Below are 20,105 nucleotides of genomic sequence, written 5' to 3'. Positions count from 1 at the left end.
AACTATCAGCCACGCCACAGGTTCACCGGGTGCCCGCGGGAGGTGACCGCGCCCTCCGCGCGGCGGTGCTCGCGCAGCGCCCGCGACGTGCTGTGACACCGCTGCAAGAAGCGCTCGACGTGCTGTGACAACATGGATAGCCGTGACCGGCAGACCCGAATCGTCCCCCAGATCCGACGCTCCTCGCGCGCGCACCGGCGGTATGCCGGTCGTCACCATGATCGGTGGGGGCCAGCTCGCCCGGATGACCCATCAGGCCGCGATCGCCCTCGGCCAGACCCTGCGCGTTCTCTCCGGCACCGCGGACGAGCCCGCGGCCCAGGTCAGCCCGGACGTCGTCCTGGGGAGCCACAACGATCTCGACGCTCTGCGCCGCGCCGCGACCGGCGCCCATGCCCTCACGTTCGACCACGAGGGTGTGCCCACCGAGCATCTCGAGGTGCTGCAGCGGGAAGGCGTGAACGTGCTGCCGCCGCCGCAGGCGCTGATCTTCGCCCAGGACAAGATCGCGATGCGTAAGCGACTCGGCGCGCTCGGCGCCCCGATGCCGAAGTTCGCGGAGATCACCTCCGTCGACGATGCGCTCGCCGCGACCGAGACCCTCGGTCACCCGTACGTACTCAAGGCCGCCCGCGGCGGATACGACGGGCGTGGCGTGTGGATTCTCGACGATCACGCCGAACTCGAGCGTGTCGTCGCCGAACAACTCGCTGCCGGTGTGCCGCTTCTCGCCGAAGAGAAGATCGAGTGGAAGCGCGAACTGTCCGCCATGGTCGCCCGCTCACCGTTCGGCCAGGGCGCGTCGTGGCCCGTGGTCGAGACGGTCCAGCGCGACGGGCAGTGTGCCGTCGTCATCGCACCCGCACCCGATCTGCCCGCCGACGTCGCGACGGCGGCCGAACAACTCGCCCTGCGCATCGCGGGCGAACTGGGTGTCGCCGGTGTCATGGCCGTCGAACTGTTCGAGACGCGCTCCGGCGAACTGATCGTCAACGAACTCGCGATGCGCCCGCACAACTCGGGCCACTGGGGAATGGACGGTGCGCGCACCGGCCAGTTCGAACAGCATCTGCGCGCAGTCCTCGACTACCCACTCGGCGACACCACGCCCCTCGCGCCCGTCACGGTCATGGCCAACGTCCTCGGCGCCGCCGAGGCTCCGGAGATGAGCATGGACGAGCGTCTGCACCACCTGTTCGCCCGGATGCCCGACGCGAGGGTCCACCTCTACGGCAAGGGTGAGCGCAAGGACCGCAAGATCGGGCACGTCAACCTGCTCGGCGATCCGAACGGATCGATCGACGACCCGGCGTACGTCGCGGCTGTGCGTGAGCGCGCCGAACGGGCGGCGCACTGGCTTTCGCACGCGGTCTGGACCGACGGCTGGAACGAACACACGGGAGAGAACGGTGAGTGACGTGTCGCAGGGCGCACAAGTCGGGCTGATCATGGGCAGCGACTCCGACTGGCCGACGATGGAAGCGGCCGCCGAAGCGCTCGCCGAATTCGGCGTCCGGTTCGAGGTGGGCGTGATCTCCGCGCACCGCACGCCGCAACGCATGCTGGACTACGCCGCGAATGCGGCCGGCCGGGGAATCAAGGTGATCATCGCCGGTGCCGGCGGTGCGGCACATCTGCCCGGCATGGTCGCGTCGGCGACGCCGCTGCCGGTGATCGGTGTTCCGGTGCCGCTGAAGTACCTCGACGGCATGGATTCGCTGCTGTCGATCGTGCAGATGCCCGCGGGTGTCCCCGTCGCGACGGTCTCCATCGGGGGAGCGCGCAACGCCGGTCTGCTCGCGACGCGCATCCTCGGTGCTTCCGATCCCGCGCTGCGCGCGCAGATGGAGCGGTTCCAGTCCGGGCTCGAGGAGATGGTGCTCGAAAAGGACGACGCGCTGCGCCGCAAGCTGCTCGGCTGACAGGCCACACCGTGCGGACGACGCCGCTGGCGGAACGGTGGAATCGCTGGTCCCGGTCCCATGTAGGGACGATCGACGCGCTGCTCGCCCTGCCGGTGATCCTGTTCGCCGTCACCACGGCCCTGGCCGTGGACGAGAGTTCCCCGACGGTCGTGGCGATCGCCGTCGCGATGTCCGTCCCGCTGGTGTGGCGGCGCCGGTATCCGGTCGCTGCAGGCGGGATCGTCACTGCCGCCGCGTGCGTACATCTCGTGATCCTGCCGGACCTGGGTCCTGCGCCCGTGGTCGCAGTTCCCATAGCGGTGTACACGCTCGCCGCCTACGCCCCGCGCTGGGCGGCGAACACCGCCCTCGTCGCCGCGCTCGCCGGAGGTGCCGGTGCCGGGGCGCGCTATCTGGCCCCGCCCGGCAGCACACGGCTCGACATCGCTGTCATGGTGGTGCTGGGCGCGGTCTTCCTGGGCGGGATCTGGGCGTTCGGGCGCGTGCGTGGCCTGCGCCTGCGCGAGGTGACGTCGCTGACCGAACGGAACCGGCTGCTCGAACTCGAGCGGCTCAAGGAAGCGGAACTCGCCGCCACCCAGGAACGCACCCGGATCGCGCGGGAGATGCACGACATCGTCGCCCATTCGCTGACCGCGATCATCGCGCAGGCGGACGGGGGACGGTATGCCGCCGCGCAGCGCCCGGAGGCGGCCGCGGAGGTGCTCGCCACCATCTCCGAGACGGGCCGCAGCGCCCTGACGGACATGCGGTCGTTGCTGTCGGTCCTGCGCGAGGACTCGCGCCGCGAGTTCACCACGACGCCGGGCCTCGGCGATCTCGGCGCCCTGATCGACCGGATGGGCGCCAGTGGCCTCGACGTTACGTTCACCGAGACCGGAACGCCCCGCGAGGTGTCCGACGGGCTCGGCCTGTCCGTGTACCGCATCGTTCAGGAGTCGCTGACGAACGTGCTCAAACACGCCGGACCGAGCGCACACGCCGACGTGACCCTGGACTGGCACCCAGACCGCCTCGTCGTGGAGATCGTCGACGACGGCCGGGGCGCGGCCGCGCTCGTCGAGTCTCGGCCCGGAGGCCAGGGGCTCACCGGCATCGACGAGCGGGCACGGTTGCACGGAGGCACTGCCGTGGCCGGGCCGCGCGTGCGAGACGGTGGTGGGTACCGTGTCCGCGTCACACTCCCGACCTAGGCTGATCGACGTGTCCCATCCCGCAGTACCGATCCGCGTCTCGCTCGTCGACGACCAGCAACTCGTCCGCGCGGGGTTCCGCATGGTCCTCGAATCGCAGCCCGACATCGAAGTGGTGGCCGAGGCGTCCGACGGCGCGGCGGCCGTGGCCGAACTCGCCCGGGTGCACGCCGACGTCGTCCTGATGGACGTGCAGATGCCCCGGGTCGACGGGATCTCGGCAACCCGGACGTTGCTCGCCGAACCGGAACCACCGAAGGTGGTCGTACTCACCACTTTCGACAACGACGAATACGTCGTGCAGGCGATCGCTGCCGGAGCCAGCGGATTCCTGCTCAAGGACGCGCCTCCCGAGGACCTGCTCGACGCGGTGCGGACGGTGTACCGGGGTGACGCGATCATGGCCCCCCGCGCGACGCGGCGGTTGCTCCGGCACATCTCTCCGATCCTCGACGGATCAGCCCAGCCGACTACGCGGACGGAGGTTCCCGACGACCTGACGCCCCGTGAACTCGAGGTCCTCGTGGCGATGGCGCACGGGCTGACCAACGGCGAGATCGCCGATCGGTTCGTGCTGTCGGAGGCAACAGTGAAAACCCATGTGGGCCGGGTGCTCGCGAAGACACGCTCCCGCGACCGGGTGCAAGCGGTGCTGTTTGCGTTCCGGGCCGGTCTGGTGCGTCCCGACGAATTGCTCGACGCGAGCGAGTAGGCCCACGGTCGGACCCGGCGCGGCGGTGTGTCCTACCGTGGCATGACCCCGGTCCGCATGAGGATGGTGCCGCGCTCCGATGTGCCGGCGGCGGCGTATTCCTACGGTCGAACCATGACAACATCCGATCCTTTTCCGCCGGCGTGTTCGGCGCACGACGTTGTGCGTGTGTACGGTCGCGGCGACGCCGAAGTGCGTGCCCTCGACGGGGTTTCCGTCACCTTCGAACGCGGCCGGTTCACCGCGATCATGGGTCCGTCCGGATCCGGTAAGTCCACTCTCATGCACGCGCTCGCCGGCCTGGACGAGGTCGACGCGGGGCGTGTGATCCTGCACGGCGACGGGAATCGGAGCGACGTCGAGATCAGCGCCGCGTCGGATGCGGTCCTGACCGCGTTGCGGCGGGACCGCATCGGGTTCGTCTTCCAGGCGTTCAACCTTCTCCCCGTACTCACCGCCCGCGACAACGTGCTGCTGCCGATGCGTCTGGCCGGAACCCGCCCGGCGCCCGACTGGTTCGACGAGGTGATCGGCCGTCTCGGTCTCACCGAACGACTGGACCATCTACCGCACGAGATGTCGGGCGGGCAACAGCAACGGGTCGCGGTCGCGCGGGCGTTGCTCGCGAAGCCCGACGTCATTTTCGCCGACGAACCGACCGGCAACCTCGATTCCCAGTCGGGAGCCGAGGTGCTGTCGCTGCTGAGGTCGAGTGTGCGCGACACCGGGCAGACCGTCGTGATGGTGACCCACGATCCGGTCGCCGCGTCGTACTCCGACCGCGTCGTCCTCCTGTCCGACGGCCGACTCGCCGGTGAAATCTCCGATCCCACAGCGGATTCCGTCCTGGAAACGATGCGCGATCTGAGCGTGGGCCCGGTGTCGGTCGGATGAGGCACCTCGTTCTCGCCCAAGCGCGGGCGCACCGCGGCAGATACGTTGCATCCGCCCTTGCCGTCGTTGTCGCGGTGGCCTTCGTCGTCGCCACTCTCGTCCTCGGCAGCACCGTCGACGCCGCGATCACCAAATTCACCGCCGCGCAGTACGAGGGCGTCGCCGCGGTCGTCACCGAATCCGGGTCCGATCTCGACCCCGAAGGGGTGCTCACCGCGATCTCGGCAGTCCCCGGCGTGGAGTCGTCCTCTCTCGATGTATCGGGTCCCGTCCGGATCACCGGCTGGGACAGCGGCAGTTTCAGCACCGCATCGACGCTGGCCCGCGACCCGTCTCTGCGCTGGCAGCAACTCGCCGACGGCCGCTGGCCGACGGAAGCCGACGAGGTCGTGGTGGGCGCGACCGCCGGCGCCGCCATCGGTGACACCTTGACGCTCACCCGGATCGACGGCGACCCCGTGCCCACGCAAGTCGAGGTGGTGGGCACCATCGACCTCGCCGGATCACCCTGGGCGCTGGATCCACGTCTCGTGTTCGGCGACTCCACACAGGTCCGGGCCTGGGTAGGGGAGTACATCGACTGGGAGGTGAGGGTCGCCGGCCAGGGAGGCTCCGCGCTCACGGACGCACTCGCTGCGGCGATTCCCGGTGCCGAGATCTCGACCGGTGCCGACCGGGCGAGCGCTGTAGCCGGAAGCTACGTCGGCGACATCGAACTTCTACGCAACGTTCTGCTGTGTTTCGCTGCCATCGCCGTGGTGGTCGCCGGAATGGTCATCGCCAACACCTTCGCGGTCGTGCTCGCGGCCCGGACGCGCGAGTTCGCCCTGATGCGCTGTGTCGGTGTCACTTCGGCGCAGGTTCGCCGCAGTGTGGGCGCGGAGTCCGTGATCGTCGGCTTCGTCTCCGCGATCCTCGGTGTGCTGGCCGGATACGGTCTCGCCGCGATGGTCGTCGTGGGGGCGCGTGCGGCGGAGGTGCCGATTCCCCTCACCTCCGTCGCGGTGAGGCCCGGCACGATCGGCCTGGGCCTGGTCGTCGGCACCGTGATGACAGCGGTGGCCGCGTACGGTCCCGCGCGGGCCGCGACGCGCGTGTCCGCGATGGCCGCGTTGCATCCGCTCGAAACGCAATCGGAACCGGTCCGCGACTCCTGGATCCGCAGGGCGTGTGGGTTCCTTGCCCTCGTCGGTGGTTCGGCGCTCCTCGCGATCGGAGTTGCGACCGTCAACGTGCTGATCGCGTGTCCGGGTGGGTTGCTGCTGTTCGTAGGCGTCATCCTCTCCTCGCGCCGCATCGTCCCCGCGCTGGTCGGGGCAGCGGGGCAGGCACTTGCACGGTTCGGCGGTCCGGTTGCCGCGCTCGCCGCAGGTAACGCACGCCGCAACCCGCGGCGCACCGCGTCGACCGCGACCGCACTGTTCATCGGCGTGACACTGACCTCCACGATCGTGGTGGGCATCGGCACGCTCGAGGCGGGAGCGCCGATGGTGATCGACGAGAACCTTCCTGTCGACTTCGCGGTGACGCCTGTGCCCGACGCATCGGGCGGTGCGGTGGACCGGTTCGTCGCGCTCGACGGCATTCGCTCGGGTACCACGGTCGCCCGCACGACCGTCGACCTCGGCGACACCGAATTCTCCGTGCTGGGAGTGGATCCGGCGACAATCGCCTCAGCTGTCCGAATCGACATCCGGTTGCCGGAGCCCGGAACGATCACGCTCGGGCGTTCGGCCGCCGAGACCCTCGGAGTGGGCGACGGTGAGGCGATCACGGTCCGAGGCGACGTCGGGGCACGCGAACTGACCGTCGCGGTGACCGATGCCGGTGTGCCCGAACTGGTCACGCTCGCCGACCTCGAGACCGTCGCCACCGCGACCGCCGACACCGTGTGGCTGCGTTCGGACGACGGTCTGACGGACGACGGACTCGTCGCCCTGTCGGAGGAGGTCGAGCGGGCGGCGACCGAGATCGCACCCGGCAGCGAGGTCTCGGGTGCAGTGGCGAACAGGCAGATGCTCGGGAAGGTGTTCGACACGATGTTGCTGATCGTGGGCGGCCTGCTGTCGATCGCGGTCCTGATCGCGATCATCGGTGTCGGAAACACCATGGCGTTGTCCGTGCTGGAACGACGCCGTGAGACCGGGATGTTGCGCGCGCTGGGCCTGTCCCGCGCCGGGGTGCGGAGTCTGCTGATCCGGGAAGGCCTGATCATCGCGGGCGTCGCGTCGGTGCTGGGGGTCGCGCTGGGTCTGCTGCTCGGTGCCGCCGGAACCGCGTCCGTGATCGGGGCGGGTCATCTCACGCCGGGCGGCGTGCCGTGGGGGCAACTGTTCGCCGTTGTGGCGGCCGGCGGCATTGCGGGTGTGGTTGCGTCGCTGATCCCCGCACACCGCGCCGGACGGGTGTCTCCGGTGGCGGCCCTGAGCGGTTAGCGGCCCAGACCGGTTAGCGGCCCAGACCGGTTAGCGGCCCAGACCGGTTAGCGGCACTGATCGGTCAGCAGCACTGACCGGTTGGCAGCACTCCGGGTGGCCGATCCGCCCGATCGCTAGGCTCGGAACGTGCGTGACGAACGCGGGGTTCCGAGCCGAGCGGTGCGTGCATCGCGGGGTGTGCCGTCGGTGCGTATCGCCACCGCGGCGGCGCTGCGCTGGGCGAAACTGTGGGGCGGCACGGTGACCTTCGACGACGGGTACGGCATCTACGTCTGCACGGGAATGCGCGGCGGCTTCGCGCGCTCGGGTACGACCGTGGGCGGGGTGTTCCTCACCTGCGCCCGCCCGACCCGCCGGGTGGTGCGGCACGAGGCCGTACACGCCGACCAGTGGGCGCGCTACGGCCTCGCATTCGCGGTGCGGTACTGGTGGGAGGAAATCCGTAACCCCGGCTCCCGCAACAAGTTCGAGATCGAAGCCGGTCTCGCGGACGGCGGCTACCGGACCCGCGACGAACCGCCTTGCGACTAGCGGGCGCTCACCCGTCGAGACGTACGGTCACCTTCTCGCTCGCGACCCGCCGTTCCTCGGCGGCCGGGTCGGGGTTCGAGACCTGCACCAGCGACGCGCCTGCCGCGAGCACCGCGAGCAGGGTGGCGATCAGGTCGTCGGGCGTCTCCCACGACCGCGACGAGAGCACCCGGTCGCCGCCGCCGATCCCGGCGTTCGACGCAGCGAGTCGCGCCGCCGCGAGAACATCTGCGGCGGAACGGCCGTCGAGCGCGACGCCACCGTCACCCGCCGAGCGGAACTGGTCACCGTGCACGCGGACGTTCGTCGCGTAGTCGGTGACGCCTGCGGGCAGATCCTTGACCGGCGCGCCGAACGCGTCCAGCGACAGTGCCGCCACTTCCGCGACGTGGTCGACCTCGGAAAGACGCCCGGGAGTCACGAGCGCGACCTCCGCTTCGTCGGCGGGTTCGAGGACGACCTCGGCGCCCGCCCACCACGTGCCGAGAAGCACCGCTGCGGTCTGCCAGTGCGCGGGCAGAAGCACCGCCACGCGCGCGCCGGGCATTGTTCCGAATTCGTCACGCAGCAGGTTCGCGGTCTTCGCGGCCCAGTTCGCCAGCGTGATCGCCGACAGTTCGATCCGGCCTCCCGTTGCGTCGTCGTACCAGGTGATACGTGGCCCGGCAGGGTCGGACGAGAGGATCGGGTCGAGCAGAGCGTCGGTCAGGGTGGTCACATCTACCTCGTTCTTCGGGCGGTCGGAGTCTTCGTCGCGTGGGTGGGCGGCGGCGCGGTCAGTTCACGCACCGCGGGCCGTCCGATCCGGCGTCGATCGGAGGGGACGCCGGGGCAGGGGTGGCGGTGCCGCCCGCGGGGGTCAGACCCGCCGAGTTCGACGTGGTCGTCGAACTCGAACCAGACCCGGAACCGGTGAAGGACGACGTACCGGGCCCGGTGTAGTCACCGGCGAGCACGACGCGCACCGTGCCCGGGTCGAGCGTCGGATCGGTGTCGGTATCGAGGCCTCCGAGCGCAGCGGCCACCGCGAGTGTTTCGTCGGAATCGGCGTCGGCGCCGTAGACGACCGAGGACCGGACCGTCGCGCCGGTGTAGTTGCCGACCTCGCCCTCGAGGTAACCCTCGGACGAGAGTTCGGCCGAGACCACCGAGGCGAGACCGGCCACGTCGCCCGCATTGGTGACGTCGACGGTGACCGTGGACGGATCGATGTCCGGTGCCGGCTTCGCCGAGGTGGTGGCGTCGTCCTCGGAGCGGCGATCGTCGGGAGCGCGCCCGATGAGTCCCGCTACGAAGTCGCGTACCTCGTCGGGGTCGACCTGCACCACCGATTCGCCGTAGTCGGTCATCGCATTGATGTCTTCCACCGGGATCGTCGAGAACGTCACATCACCCCCGGCGAGGCCCTGCAACTGGGTCGCGAGATCCATGATGTCCCAATCGGAGTCGAGCACCACCGATCGCTGCACCGCCGCCGTCAGCTGACTCACCTTCGACGGGTTGCTCAGGGTCTTCGCGCTGAGGACCTTCTGGGCGAGCGAGGCCATGAACACCTGCTGGCGAACGATCCGATCGAGGTCACCGCGCGGCAGGTCGTGGCGTTGACGGACGAAGCTCAGCGCATCCGCGCCCTCGAGCGTCTGGGTACCGGCGTCGAACCGCGCGCCGGAGAGAGGTTCGTCGACGGCCGAGTTGAGGCACACGTCCACCCCGCCGACCGCGTCGGTCAGCAGCACGAAGCCGAGCAACCCGACTTCCACGTAATGGTCGACGGTGACGCCCGTCAGGTCGGCGACGGACTCGATGAGTGCTTCGCGTCCGGCTTTCGTCGAGTCGGTTTCCGCCTTCGCGTCGTCGGTGCCCGATTCGACCAACTCGAGGCGGGTCGTTTCCTTGGTTGCGCCGTACGCGGCATTGATCTTGGACATGCCAATATCGGGAACCTCGACGTACGTGTCGCGCGGGATGGACAACGCTGTCGCCGAACGACCGTCGTTCGGCACCCGGATCAAGATGATCGTGTCGGTGTTGTTGGCGACTTCCTCGCCGGCACGTAACGCGTCGAGTTCGCGTTGGGAGAGCGGATTGCCGTGAGCGTCGGTGCGGCTGTCGGTGCCCACCAACAGGATGTCGACGGCGCCGTCCTCGTCGCCGCCGCCGAGTCCGAGACCGCCGATCGCGGCCAGTGACGAGCGCAGTGAGTCGATCTGTTGCCAGGCGACACCCGTCACGACGAGTGCCAGGGCCGCGGCGACCGCGACGACGACCTGCAACGGACGCCCTGTGAAGACACGTGGAGCAGCAACAGCGGCGGCCGCAGGGGCCCGGCCGCGCCTTGCGCTCCCGCGGGGCCTGCGGGCGCGTCTGCCGGACTCCGCCGCCGGTTCGCCCCCGGCTGCGGGCGGCGGGCTCCCCGCGCGGTCGCGGCGTCCGGCCGTCGGGCGTCGCCCGCCGGTACGGCGGCGGGGCGGCTCTGGCGGCACCTGGTGCTCCTGTCGGTGTATCGCTGTCGGGTGGGCTGGTGGGGAGTGTCCGGGCTCTCCCTCCTTGAAGGCTACTGGGGCGGGTCCTCCCCGGGCCTACACCACTCCGTCGTGCCAGACTTCACAGCGTGCCTACCCTTCTCGTCACCGGATCCCACGGACAGTTGGGCAGTGCGCTCCGCGCGCGTGCCGCTGCGGCAGGGGTACCCATTCGAGGCCTCGATTCCACACAACTCGACATCACCGATCCGGCTGCCGCTGCGGCGGCTGTCGAGCCGGGTGCGGTGGTGATCAATTGCGCCGCCTACACCGCAGTCGATGCTGCGGAAACGGACGAGGACCGTGCCGCGGCCGTCAACGGGACGGGACCCGGGGTGCTCGCCGCCGCGTGCGCGGACAAGGGTGCGCATCTGATCCATGTCTCCACCGACTACGTGTTCGCCGGTGACGCCACCGAACCGTACGGCGTGGACGCCGCCACCGGTCCGCGCACCGCCTACGGACGCACCAAGCTCGCCGGGGAACATGCCGTGCTGAGCGCGCTGCCCTCGGCGCACGTGGTGCGCACCGCCTGGGTGTACACGGGAGAAGGTGCGGATTTCGTCGCCACCATGCGCCGGCTCGAGCGGGAACGCGAGACCGTGCGGGTCGTCGACGACCAGCGCGGCTCGCCGACCTATTCACACGACCTCGCCGACGCACTGCTCGAACTCGCCGGACGCACGCAACTTCCGGGTGGGGTGCTGCACGCCACCAACGGGGGCGACGCCACGTGGTTCGACGTCGCGCAGGCCGTGTTCGAGGAGGTCGGAGCCGATCCGGCCAGGGTGCAGCCGTGCGGGAGCGACGAGTTCGTGCGGCCCGCGCCGCGGCCCTCGTATTCGGTGCTCGCCGGTGACGCGTGGGCCGCCGCCGGCCTGACGCCTCTGCGGCCGTGGCGGGAGGCCCTGCACGCTGCCATCGAAGCGCTGGACACGCGCGGATGACATGCGGGTGCGCAACCTGTGTTTCGCCCCACACCGAGCAGGTCGCTATGGTTGCCCGCGTGGATTCGACGCTGGCCGTGGTGACGGTGACGTACTCGCCCGGCGAGCACCTCGAGAACTTCCTGACTTCGCTCGCCGGAGCGACCGAGCGCCCGACACGGGTGATCATGGCCGACAACGGGTCGACCGACGGCACGCCGGAGGCGGCGGCGGTCGCGCATCCGAACGTCGAGCTTCTGCGCACGGGCGGCAACATCGGTTACGGCGGCGCGGTCAACCGGGCCGTCGCCGAAATCGATTCGTCGGTCGAGTTCGTGGTGGTCGCCAACCCTGACGTCAGGTGGGAGCCGGGCTCTCTCGACGCGCTAATCGAGGCCGCCGGCCGGTGGCCGCGTGCGGGTTCGCTCGGTCCGCTGATCCACGAACCCGACGGCAGCATCTACCCGTCCGCCCGCACCGTCCCGACTTTGGTGTCGGGCGCCGGGCACGCGCTCCTCGGCACGGTGTGGCCCGCGAACCCGTGGACGCAGCGGTACCGCCAGGAGAACGAGGAGATCAGCGAGCGACCCGTGGGCTGGCTGTCCGGATCGTGTCTGCTGCTGCGACGCTCCGCGTTCGATGCCGTGGGCGGATTCGACTCGCGCTACTTCATGTACATGGAAGACGTGGACCTCGGCGACCGGCTGGGCCGCTCCGGATGGCTCAACGTCTTCGTGCCGTCGTCACACGTCACTCACGCGAAGGGACATGCCGCCGGGAGACATCCCGAACTCATGCTTCCCGCACATCACGAGAGCGCGTACCGGTTCCAGGCCGACCGGCACCCACACCGGTGGCAGGCGCCGCTGCGATGGGCACTGCGCGGCGGACTGTTCGTGCGCTCGAAGCTCGCCGTCGCGGCTGCGGTTCGTGAACGCACCAAGGAAAGCGCCGAGCCCGGCGCTGCGTCCGGCAACGACACGAAACAGGGGAGACGATGACCAGTGCTGCAGCACCGCATACCGATGCGGTGATTCTGGTGGGCGGCAAGGGAACACGCCTGCGTCCGCTCACGCTGTCGGCGCCGAAGCCGATGTTGCCGACCGCCGGGGTGCCGTTTCTCGTCCACCTGCTCGCACGGATCCGTGAGGCCGGGATCAAGCACGTGGTGCTGGGCACGTCGTTCAAGGCGGAGGTGTTCGAGGACCACTTCGGCGACGGATCGGACTTCGGGCTCGAGATCGAGTACGTGACCGAATCCGAGCCTCTCGGAACCGGCGGCGGTATCCGCAACGTACTGCCAAAGTTGCGCGGCGAACACGTCATGGTGTTCAACGGCGACGTCCTCGGAGGCACCGACCTCGGCGCCGTGCTCGACACCCACGTGCGCAACGAGGCGGACGTGACGATGCACCTGGTGCGGGTCGGCGATCCGCGCGCGTTCGGATGTGTGCCGACCGACGAAGACGGACGCGTGACGGCGTTCCTCGAGAAGACCCAGGATCCGCCGACGGACCAGATCAACGCCGGTTGCTACGTGTTCCGCCGGGAGATCATCGAGCAGATCCCGGAGGGACGGCCGGTTTCGGTGGAGCGGGAGGTCTTTCCGGCGCTGCTCACCGAGGGCAAGCGTGTCTTCGGGCACGTCGACGCCGCGTACTGGCGCGATATGGGAACTCCGGAGGATTTCGTGCGCGGTTCCGCCGACCTGGTGCGCGGGATCGCTCCGTCGCCGGCCCTGGAGGGGCCCCGTGGTGAGTCGCTGGTGCATCCGAGCGCCTCGGTCGGTCCCGGGGCACTGCTGATCGGTGGCACGGTCGTGGGCCGGGGAGCGGAGATCGGTGCGGGCGCACGACTGGATGGCGCGGTGATCTTCGACGGCGCCCGGATCGAAGCCGGTGCGGTGATCGAACGGACCATCATCGGCTTCGGCGTGCGCGTCGGCCCGCGGGCGTTGATCCGCGACGGTGTGATCGGTGACGGCGCCGACGTCGGGGCGAGATGCGAACTCCTGCGCGGTGCGCGGGTGTGGCCGGGGGTGAAACTCCCGGACGGGGGCATCCGGTTCAGCACGGACGTGTGAGGGTTTCCAAGTGGCATTCGAACGTTATGTGGCGCTGGGTGATTCGTTCACCGAAGGTGTCGGGGATCCGGATCCTTCCCGCCCCAACGGGTTGCGTGGCTGGGCCGATCTCGTGGCCGGGCAGCTTGCTCAGGGCAGCGAGGACTTCGGCTACGCCAATCTCGCGATCCGGGGACGGTTGCTGCGCCCCATCATCGACGAACAGGTCGAGACGGCCGTCGCGATGCGGCCCGATCTCGTCACCATCTACGCCGGTGGCAACAATCTGATGCGGCCCAAGGTCCATTTCGACGACCTCGCCGCCGATTACGACGAGGCGATCGGCAGGCTCGCCGCCACCGGTGCGCGGGTACTGATGTGGACGGCGTACGACGGCAGTTGGGCGCCGGTCTTCGGCGCATTGCGCGGCCGCTGGGCCGTGTACAACGAACTAGTCCGCGAGATCGCCGACCGGCACGGCGCGACCATCGTCGACTTCTGGCGGTTCTCCGAATACCGCGATCTGCGGATGTGGGACGCCGACCGGTTGCATCTGTCACCCGCCGGCCATCACAACATGGCGCTCCGGGTACTCGACATCCTCGGCGTCTCGCACACTCTGCCACTCGTGCACCTCGACGAACCCGTGCCCCTCACGCGCGCCGAGCAGCGGGCCGACGACCGGCGCTGGATGCGCGAATTCCTTATCCCGTGGGTGGGTCGCCGCGTGCGCGGACTCTCCTCCGGAGACGGCATCACGCCCAAGTACCCGACGCTCACCCCGCTCGGCGTATAGCCAGGGGCTGGGCGCCTTTCAGCGCCGCGCAGCCGCCAGCCGGACCAGGTGGTCGATCGTCTCGCGCTCGGCACCGGGCGGGAGAGCATCGACAGGCCACCACTGCAGGTCGGTCGACTCGTCGCTGCGTACCGGTTTCGCGCCGGTGGGCGCCGTCACCAGGAATCGCAGGTCGAGGTGACGGGTCGGTACGCCGAGTGAGCACGTGATCGGATGCGTGTGCGCCGACAGCAATTCGGCGTCGATTCGCAGGCCGGCGATTCCGGATTCTTCGGTGGCTTCGCGCAGCGCCGCGTCCACCACCGTCTCGTCGGACTCCTCACAGTGCCCGCCGAGCTGGATCCAGCGGCCCACGCGGGGGTGCAACGTGAGGAGCACGTTCCGATGGTCGGCGTCGAGAACGAGCGACGAGGCGGTGATGTGTCCCGGGACGTGCGCCCGCAGGCATCCGTCCGGGGCGGAGTCGAGGAACGCGAGCATCGTGTGCCGCAACGAGTCCGCGTCGGGGGAGTCGGGCTGCCACGCGGTGAGCACCTCGACCGCGGACCGGTGCAGGGAACGCGACGACATCGCTACAGCTCCACGAATGCGTGTCCGGGATCCGCGGGGTCCCGTGGCGTCGGCTCGTCGAGGGGATATCCCACCGCGACGGCGCCGAGCGGCGACCAATCGGCCGGCAGACCCAGTTCGTTGCGGACCACCTGGGGCGCGAAGATCGTCGACCCGATCCAGCAGCTCCCCAGCCCGCGGGTGGCGAGTGCGACGAGCAGGCCCTGAACGGCGGCGCCCGCCGCGACCGTGAACATCGTTGCCTCGGCCGCGGTTCGTTCCGCGTCGGGATAGTGGTGTGCGCCGTCGGGCACCCAGAACGGGACGACGATCTCCGGGGCGTCGTAGAGGATCGAGCCGCGCGAGAGCCGGCGTTCGATTGCGACCGGCTCGAGCCCGTCGCGTTCGAGATCGGCGGCCCACTGCTCGCGCATGGCGTCGAGCAGTCGTCGGCGGACCTGCTCGGTGCGCACCCACACGAAGCGCACCGGCCGGGTGTGGTGCGGAGCGGGTGCGGTGAGCGCGTCCGCGACGGCTTCGCGCAGATCCTCGGGATCGACCGGCTCCGAGGCGAATTCGCGTACGGAGCGTCGCAACAGCAATGCCTCGCGGCGTCCGCGTTCGAGGGCCTCGGCGGTGCCGAGCCAGAACAGGTCCTCGTCACCGCTGCGGATGAGTGCGCGGGCGTCGGATCCGTCGTCGGGGAGGTCGAGTCCGCGCACGACCGCCACGGGCACGCCACCGAGCTTGCCCTTCACGAGATCGCCCGCGGCGGCGATCTCGTCGGCGACGGCGACTGCCGTCACGAGAAGTTCGTTGCCCTGGCTGTCGCGCGAGCCGGCGTATTCGTGCAGGACCGGCAGGCCCGCGGAGCCGATCGCCGCGTCGGTCTGGCCGTTTCGCCAGGCGCGGCCCATGGTGTCGGTGACCACGACCGCGACGGTGACGCCGAGGAGCGCCGACAACCGGTCGCGCAGCGCCGCCGCACTCGCGTCGGGATGCTCGGGAAGCAGTGCGAGTTCCGCGTTGTCGACGTTGGAACCGTCGATCCCCGAAGCGGCCTGCACGATGCCGAGCCGGTTCTCGGTGATGAGGGTCCGGCCCTTGCTGGCGAGTACACGCACCGCTTCCTGATCGACGAGGCGCCGCCGCAGCGCATCGCGCGCGTCGGGATCCGTCGGCGCCGGGACGATCCGTCCTTCGACCTTGGAGATCACCTTGCTCGTGACGACGACGACGTCGCCGTCCACCAGCCAGGGGGCCGCTGCGGCAATCGCGCCGGCGAGGTCGTCCCCGGGCCGGAACTCCGGAAGTCCGGTCACCGGACGGATTTCGACGGGTCCGCCCGGAGCGTGGTCGCGAACCGACGTGTGGGGCGCGGTGTCGGGGGACATCACAGGTTCACTCCAGCGAGTTCCAGCGCGGCGCGCGCCATGCCGGCGGTCGCGTCGGGGTCGGTCATGAGGAGGGGGACGGAGCGGACCTCGACGCCGGGAACGTCGGCGCTGTCGGTGCTGTGCACCAGCCAGCCGTCGAGGATGCCCGTTCCGCTGCGGCTCCCGTAGTAGCGGCCGACTGCTTCGGCGGTGGTGTCGACGCCGATCACGTCGAGGCACGCATCGGCCATGCCGCGCAGCGGTTTGCCGCCGACGACGGGGGAGAGGCCGACGACTTTCGCCTTCGTGGTGCGCAGCGCGCCGCGCACACCGGGGACGGCCAGGATCGCGCCGACACTCACGACGGGATTCGACGGTGCAAGGATGACCGCATCCGCGTTCTCGATCGCTTCGAGTACTCCGGGTGCGGGCTTCGCCTCGTCGGCACCGATGTGCGCGAAACTGTGCGTGGGCACTTGCGCGCGGTGCCGGACCCACCACTCCTCGAAGTGGATCGCACGTTGCAGTCCGTCCGCGGGATCGGTGATGACCACGTGGGTTTCACTGCGGTCGTCGGTGACGGGCAGCAATGTGACACCGGGCTTCCACCGGGTGCACAGGGCCTCGGTCACCGCCGAGAGCGGATACCCGGTGCGCAGCATCTGGGTACGGATCAGGTGGGTCGCGATGTCGCGGTCGCCGAGGCCGAACCAGTCGGGAACGGCGCCGTAGGCGGCGAGTTCCTCCTTGGCATTCCATGTTTCGTCCACCCGGCCCCAGCCGCGTTCGGTGTCGATTCCGCCGCCGAGGGTGTACATGCAGGTGTCGAGGTCGGGGCAGATCCGCAGCCCGTGCATCCAGACGTCGTCACCCACGTTGACGATCGCGGTGATCCGGTGGAGCGCGTCCGGATTCGTGTCGGAGCCGGGGGAAATGCCGAGAAGTTGGCGCAGACCTGTGAGAAAACGGGCCCCGCCGACACCTCCGACCAATACAGTCACATTCACGGGACAAGCCTAGGGGGTGCGGCCCGTACCCGGTTCAGTGACGTCCCAAACCGGAAGTGGCAAAGTCGATGATGGTAAGCGACAAATGGTGCACAGCTTGACCGCGACACGCCCGACGTGTCTAATCACATACGTGTCATTCCGAGTTTTCGGATCGAGATCGATTGCGGGGACCCGCTTTCGAACGAAGGTTCGACGGGTGGCCGCGGGGGAGATCCCCGGTCCAAAGTTCGGCGCTGCAGTTGAGGAGGCGACCTATGGCCGACGTGCGCGAGGGATTCGAGATCGTTCGGATCGGAACTGCAGTCGAGGGTGTCTGTGACGAGCCGGACAGTGGGGCACCGATCCTGAATCTCGTTTCGGGATTCGGCGACCTCATGGAAGGCGACGAACAGTGGCAGGAGCGTGCGCTCTGCGCACAGACCGACCCGGAGGCATTCTTCCCCGAGAAGGGTGGTTCCACGCGGGAGGCCAAGCGCATCTGCCTGGGGTGTGAAGTTCGGGGCGAATGCCTCGAATACGCCCTCGCCAACGACGAACGGTTCGGAATCTGGGGCGGACTGTCGGAGAGGGAACGGCGGCGCCTCAAGCGCGGCATCATCTGACGGGGCAGGGTCCGGTACGGGGAGTTCGGGCCCGAGTCCGGTATTGCCGGAATGCCGTGTAACGAAAGCCGGGTTGCTCACGGGGTCGAGCAACCCGGCTTTCGCACGTCCGGGGTCATTCCTCGTCGTCGAATCCTCCGAGTTCGGGGTCGACGACTTCCGGTTCGATGCCCAGATAGGTCGCCACCTGGTGCACGAGGACGTCGTGGACCAGGTCCGCGAGGTCCTCGGGATCTTTCGCGCGGAGTTCGAGGGGACGCCGGAACAGCACGATGCGGGCCCGCGTGGCAGCACCGCGACGGTCGATACCCGCCGGCACGAGACGCGACAGCGGAACCGGTCCGTCCGCGACGACCTCGTCCGGCCAGTTGACCGTGTCGGGGTCGCGCGCACGGATCTTGGGCACTTCGTCCACCGCGATATCGAGTTTGGTCAGCCGCTTGTGCCACCGCGCGTCGATCGGGGCGAACGCGGTGAGCACGAGATGGTCGAATTTCTCGGCCCTCGATTTCCACACCGGCAATTCGTGCGGGAACACCGGCCCGCGAATTCCCCGGCCGCGGCGCGTCACGGAACGGGACGAGAGCGGACGGGAACGTCGTGCACGGGCCATGTAGTGGACAGTACGACACGAAAATTCCGTCGGTTCGAAACGGTGTGTCCGAATAGTCCCGGGGACCTCGGCGCGCTACGCTCCCTACCGTGAGAACACTGCGTCGATGCTGCCGGCCTGGGTGCAAGAACCCAGCTGTTGCGACGCTGACCTACGTGTACTCGGATTCCACCGCTGTCGTCGGTCCACTGGCCACCGTCGCCGAACCGCATTCGTGGGACCTGTGCGATACGCACGGTTCGCGTATCACCGCCCCCAAGGGGTGGGAACTCGTGCGGTACGAAGGTGCCTTCTCGTCGGGTACGCCCGACGAAGACGACCTCACAGCGCTGGCCGAGGCCGTGCGGGAAGCCGGACTCGGTGAGCGGGTGCGTGGCGAAACCGACCCCGCGCAATCCGACAGCTCCCCCCGCGTCGCCGTCGCGCCTACCGGGCGTACAGGACGCCGCGGCCACCTGCGGGTCCTTCCCGACCCCACGTCCTGACGGCTTCGCACTAGGCTGACCACGGGCCGTGTCACGCAGGATGGCGCGGCTCGAGTCGAGTAGCAGGAGCGGAACAAGTGGCGAGATCTGCCGAGTCGGTGTCAGCCGTGATCAAGGCGTACGACGTCCGTGGTGTTGTGGGTGAGCAGATCGACGAGGACTTCGTCCGCGAGGTCGGCGCCTCGTTCGCGCGGCTGATCCGCAGCGAGAAGGCCTCCGATCGGGTGGTCGTCGGTCACGACATGCGCGAATCGTCTCCGAAGTTGTCTCAGGCATTCGCCGACGGGGTCACCGCACAGGGCCTCGACGTCGTCCTGATCGGATTGGCCTCCACCGACCAGTTGTACTTCGCGTCCGGCTTGCTCGACGCGCCCGGCGCGATGTTCACCGCGAGCCACAATCCGGCCGCCTACAACGGCATCAAGCTGTGCCGCGCGGGTGCGAAGCCGGTCGGTCAGGAGACCGGTCTGGCGACCATCTCCGCCGAACTCGTCGACGGCGTACCCGAGTACGACGGTGCCCCCGGGTCCGTGACCACGCGCGACGTGCTCGACGACTACGCCTCGTTCCTCCGCGGCCTGGTGGACCTGTCGCAGATGCGGCCCCTCAAGGTTGCGGTCGACGCCGGCAACGGCATGGGCGGGCACACCGTACCGGCGGTGTTCGCTCCGTTGCCCATCGAACTCGTCCCCCTGTACTTCGAACTCGACGGCACGTTCCCCAATCACGAGGCGAACCCGCTCGACCCCGCCAATCTCGTCGACCTGCAGCGTCTCGTCGTCGAGTCGGGCGCCGATGTCGGTCTGGCGTTCGACGGCGACGCCGACCGGTGCTTCGTCGTCGACGAGCGCGGCGAACCCGTCACTCCGTCGGCCGTGACGGCCCTGGTCGCCTCCCGTGAACTGGCCAAGGAGCCGGGCGCGACGATCATCCACAACCTCATCACGTCGCGGATCGTGCCCGAACTCGTCGCAGAGCAGGGCGGGGTCCCGCTGCGTACCCGGGTGGGGCATTCGTTCATCAAGCAGCAGATGGCCGAGACCGGCGCCATCTTCGGCGGCGAACATTCGGCGCACTACTACTTCCGTGATTTCTGGGGTGCCGATTCCGGCATGCTCGCGGCTCTGCACGTGCTCGCGGCACTCGCAGGGCACGACGGCACGCTCTCCGACCTCATGGCGTCCTACAACCGGTACGCGGCATCGGGGGAGATCAACTCCACCGTGGCCGACGCGGCGGAACGGACCGAAGCCGTCATCGCCGCGTTCGCCGACCGCGCCGAGTCGGTCGATCGGCTCGACGGCGTGACGGTGGACCTCCCGGATCATGCGTGGTTCAATCTGCGCGCCTCGAACACCGAACCGCTGCTGCGGCTCAACGTCGAGGCCCGCACGGAGGCAGAAGTCGATGCGCTGGTGAAGGAGATCCTTGCTGTCGTGCGTGCGTGACATGGGGGGTCGCGCGGGGAATA

20 protein-coding genes are annotated in these 20,105 nt (G+C 69.2%); 14 read left to right on the top strand and 6 right to left on the bottom strand.

Translation table 11 applies throughout. The features are described from left to right. The first annotated feature begins 142 nt into the window (after positions 1-142). The 7 genes from AC0B44_RS06765 to AC0B44_RS06735 all read left to right on the top strand — a co-directional run bounded on the left by AC0B44_RS06765 (position 143) and on the right by AC0B44_RS06735 (position 7,693). Positions 143-1,417, top strand: a complete 1,275-nt coding sequence (locus AC0B44_RS06765; RefSeq protein WP_471902163.1) for a 5-(carboxyamino)imidazole ribonucleotide synthase — start codon at positions 143-145, stop codon at positions 1,415-1,417. Next, positions 1,410-1,922, top strand: a complete 513-nt coding sequence (gene purE / locus AC0B44_RS06760) for a 5-(carboxyamino)imidazole ribonucleotide mutase (RefSeq protein WP_471902162.1) — start codon at positions 1,410-1,412, stop codon at positions 1,920-1,922. Before AC0B44_RS06765 ends, purE begins: the two co-directional genes overlap by 8 nt. An 11-nt stretch (positions 1,923-1,933) precedes the next feature. Continuing rightward, positions 1,934-3,118: a sensor histidine kinase gene (locus AC0B44_RS06755; RefSeq protein ID WP_471902161.1), complete on the top strand. Its 1,185-nt coding sequence runs from the start codon at positions 1,934-1,936 to the stop codon at positions 3,116-3,118. A gap of 1 nt (position 3,119) precedes the next feature. Further along, positions 3,120-3,830 carry a response regulator transcription factor gene (locus tag AC0B44_RS06750; protein ID WP_471902318.1) on the top strand — a complete coding sequence of 237 codons (711 nt, stop codon included), beginning with the start codon at positions 3,120-3,122 and terminating at the stop codon, positions 3,828-3,830. Positions 3,831-3,944: 114 nt separating this feature from the next. After that, positions 3,945-4,724, top strand: coding sequence for an ABC transporter ATP-binding protein (locus tag AC0B44_RS06745; RefSeq protein ID WP_471902160.1), 780 nt, complete (start codon positions 3,945-3,947; stop codon positions 4,722-4,724). Next, on the top strand, positions 4,721-7,159 hold the full coding sequence (locus tag AC0B44_RS06740; protein ID WP_471902159.1) for an ABC transporter permease: 2,439 nt from the start codon (positions 4,721-4,723) through the stop codon (positions 7,157-7,159). The genes AC0B44_RS06745 and AC0B44_RS06740 overlap by 4 nt, the downstream gene beginning before the upstream one ends. Positions 7,160-7,288: 129 nt before the next feature. Then, positions 7,289-7,693: a hypothetical protein gene (locus AC0B44_RS06735; RefSeq protein ID WP_471902158.1), complete on the top strand. Its 405-nt coding sequence runs from the start codon at positions 7,289-7,291 to the stop codon at positions 7,691-7,693. A 7-nt stretch (positions 7,694-7,700) separates the two neighbouring features. Here the strand turns inward: AC0B44_RS06735 and AC0B44_RS06730 are convergent, their stop codons facing one another. Then, positions 7,701-8,411, bottom strand: a complete 711-nt coding sequence (locus tag AC0B44_RS06730; RefSeq protein WP_471902157.1) for a TIGR03089 family protein — start codon at positions 8,409-8,411, stop codon at positions 7,701-7,703. A gap of 58 nt (positions 8,412-8,469) precedes the next feature. Continuing rightward, positions 8,470-9,966: an LCP family protein gene (locus AC0B44_RS06725; protein ID WP_471902156.1), complete on the bottom strand. Its 1,497-nt coding sequence runs from the start codon at positions 9,964-9,966 to the stop codon at positions 8,470-8,472. Positions 9,967-10,304: 338 nt separating this feature from the next. Between AC0B44_RS06725 and rfbD the strand changes: the two genes are divergently transcribed. From rfbD to AC0B44_RS06705, 4 genes are read left to right on the top strand one after another with little or no spacing between them, the layout of a single operon-like run. Beyond that, positions 10,305-11,162, top strand: a complete 858-nt coding sequence (gene rfbD, locus AC0B44_RS06720) for a dTDP-4-dehydrorhamnose reductase (protein ID WP_471902155.1) — start codon at positions 10,305-10,307, stop codon at positions 11,160-11,162. 59 nt (positions 11,163-11,221) lie between these two features. After that, positions 11,222-12,142 carry a glycosyltransferase family 2 protein gene (locus AC0B44_RS06715; protein ID WP_471902154.1) on the top strand — a complete coding sequence of 307 codons (921 nt, stop codon included), beginning with the start codon at positions 11,222-11,224 and terminating at the stop codon, positions 12,140-12,142. Beyond that, entirely contained in the window at positions 12,139-13,224 is a 1,086-nt protein-coding gene (gene manB, locus AC0B44_RS06710; RefSeq protein ID WP_471902153.1) for a mannose-1-phosphate guanylyltransferase, read from the top strand. The genes AC0B44_RS06715 and manB overlap by 4 nt, the downstream gene beginning before the upstream one ends. A 10-nt stretch (positions 13,225-13,234) precedes the next feature. Then, complete coding sequence (locus AC0B44_RS06705; RefSeq protein WP_471902152.1) at positions 13,235-13,999, top strand: SGNH/GDSL hydrolase family protein; 765 nt, start codon at positions 13,235-13,237, stop codon at positions 13,997-13,999. A gap of 18 nt (positions 14,000-14,017) precedes the next feature. On the opposite strand, the gene AC0B44_RS06700 is transcribed toward AC0B44_RS06705, so the two are convergent. From AC0B44_RS06700 to cofD, 3 genes are read right to left on the bottom strand one after another with little or no spacing between them, the layout of a single operon-like run. After that, on the bottom strand, positions 14,018-14,569 hold the full coding sequence (locus AC0B44_RS06700) for an NUDIX hydrolase (protein ID WP_471902151.1): 552 nt from the start codon (positions 14,567-14,569) through the stop codon (positions 14,018-14,020). A 2-nt stretch (positions 14,570-14,571) separates the two neighbouring features. Further along, positions 14,572-15,942 (bottom strand): coenzyme F420-0:L-glutamate ligase, encoded by a 1,371-nt coding sequence (locus AC0B44_RS06695; protein ID WP_471902150.1) that lies wholly within the window; start codon positions 15,940-15,942, stop codon positions 14,572-14,574. Then, positions 15,942-16,931: a 2-phospho-L-lactate transferase gene (gene cofD, locus AC0B44_RS06690; RefSeq protein WP_471902149.1), complete on the bottom strand. Its 990-nt coding sequence runs from the start codon at positions 16,929-16,931 to the stop codon at positions 15,942-15,944. Before cofD ends, AC0B44_RS06695 begins: the two co-directional genes overlap by 1 nt. A 377-nt stretch (positions 16,932-17,308) precedes the next feature. Between cofD and AC0B44_RS06685 the strand changes: the two genes are divergently transcribed. After that, the gene (locus tag AC0B44_RS06685; RefSeq protein ID WP_169848857.1) at positions 17,309-17,536 is read left to right on the top strand and encodes a WhiB family transcriptional regulator; all 228 of its coding nucleotides are present in this window, start codon (positions 17,309-17,311) and stop codon (positions 17,534-17,536) included. A 115-nt stretch (positions 17,537-17,651) separates the two neighbouring features. Here AC0B44_RS06685 and AC0B44_RS06680 read toward each other — a convergent pair whose 3' ends face one another. Next, complete coding sequence (locus tag AC0B44_RS06680) at positions 17,652-18,149, bottom strand: metallopeptidase family protein (protein ID WP_471902148.1); 498 nt, start codon at positions 18,147-18,149, stop codon at positions 17,652-17,654. Positions 18,150-18,238: 89 nt separating this feature from the next. On the opposite strand from AC0B44_RS06680, the gene AC0B44_RS06675 reads away from it, so the two are divergent. Together AC0B44_RS06675 and AC0B44_RS06670 are read left to right on the top strand one after the other, a co-directional pair. Next, positions 18,239-18,634: a DUF3499 domain-containing protein gene (locus tag AC0B44_RS06675; protein ID WP_471902147.1), complete on the top strand. Its 396-nt coding sequence runs from the start codon at positions 18,239-18,241 to the stop codon at positions 18,632-18,634. A 77-nt stretch (positions 18,635-18,711) separates the two neighbouring features. Then, positions 18,712-20,082: a phosphomannomutase/phosphoglucomutase gene (locus tag AC0B44_RS06670; RefSeq protein ID WP_471902146.1), complete on the top strand. Its 1,371-nt coding sequence runs from the start codon at positions 18,712-18,714 to the stop codon at positions 20,080-20,082. Positions 20,083-20,105: the final 23 nt, after the last annotated feature.

The organism is Rhodococcus sp. NPDC019050, from assembly GCF_055664235.1.
This window is presented reverse-complemented; position numbering and strand designations above follow the sequence as displayed.

What these genes read in the sequence shown, in the direction of transcription:
- AC0B44_RS06745 (WP_471902160.1), top strand. Translation starts at nt 3,945, where the DNA reads ATGACAACATCCGATCCTTTTCCGCCGGCGTGTTCGGCGCACGACGTT.
- AC0B44_RS06740 (WP_471902159.1), top strand. Translation starts at nt 4,721, where the DNA reads ATGAGGCACCTCGTTCTCGCCCAAGCGCGGGCGCACCGCGGCAGATAC.
- manB (WP_471902153.1), top strand. Translation starts at nt 12,139, where the DNA reads ATGACCAGTGCTGCAGCACCGCATACCGATGCGGTGATTCTGGTGGGC.
- AC0B44_RS06700 (WP_471902151.1), bottom strand. Translation starts at nt 14,569, where the DNA reads ATGTCGTCGCGTTCCCTGCACCGGTCCGCGGTCGAGGTGCTCACCGCG.
- AC0B44_RS06695 (WP_471902150.1), bottom strand. Translation starts at nt 15,942, where the DNA reads ATGTCCCCCGACACCGCGCCCCACACGTCGGTTCGCGACCACGCTCCG.
- AC0B44_RS06685 (WP_169848857.1), top strand. Translation starts at nt 17,309, where the DNA reads ATGGAAGGCGACGAACAGTGGCAGGAGCGTGCGCTCTGCGCACAGACC.
- AC0B44_RS06680 (WP_471902148.1), bottom strand. Translation starts at nt 18,149, where the DNA reads ATGGCCCGTGCACGACGTTCCCGTCCGCTCTCGTCCCGTTCCGTGACG.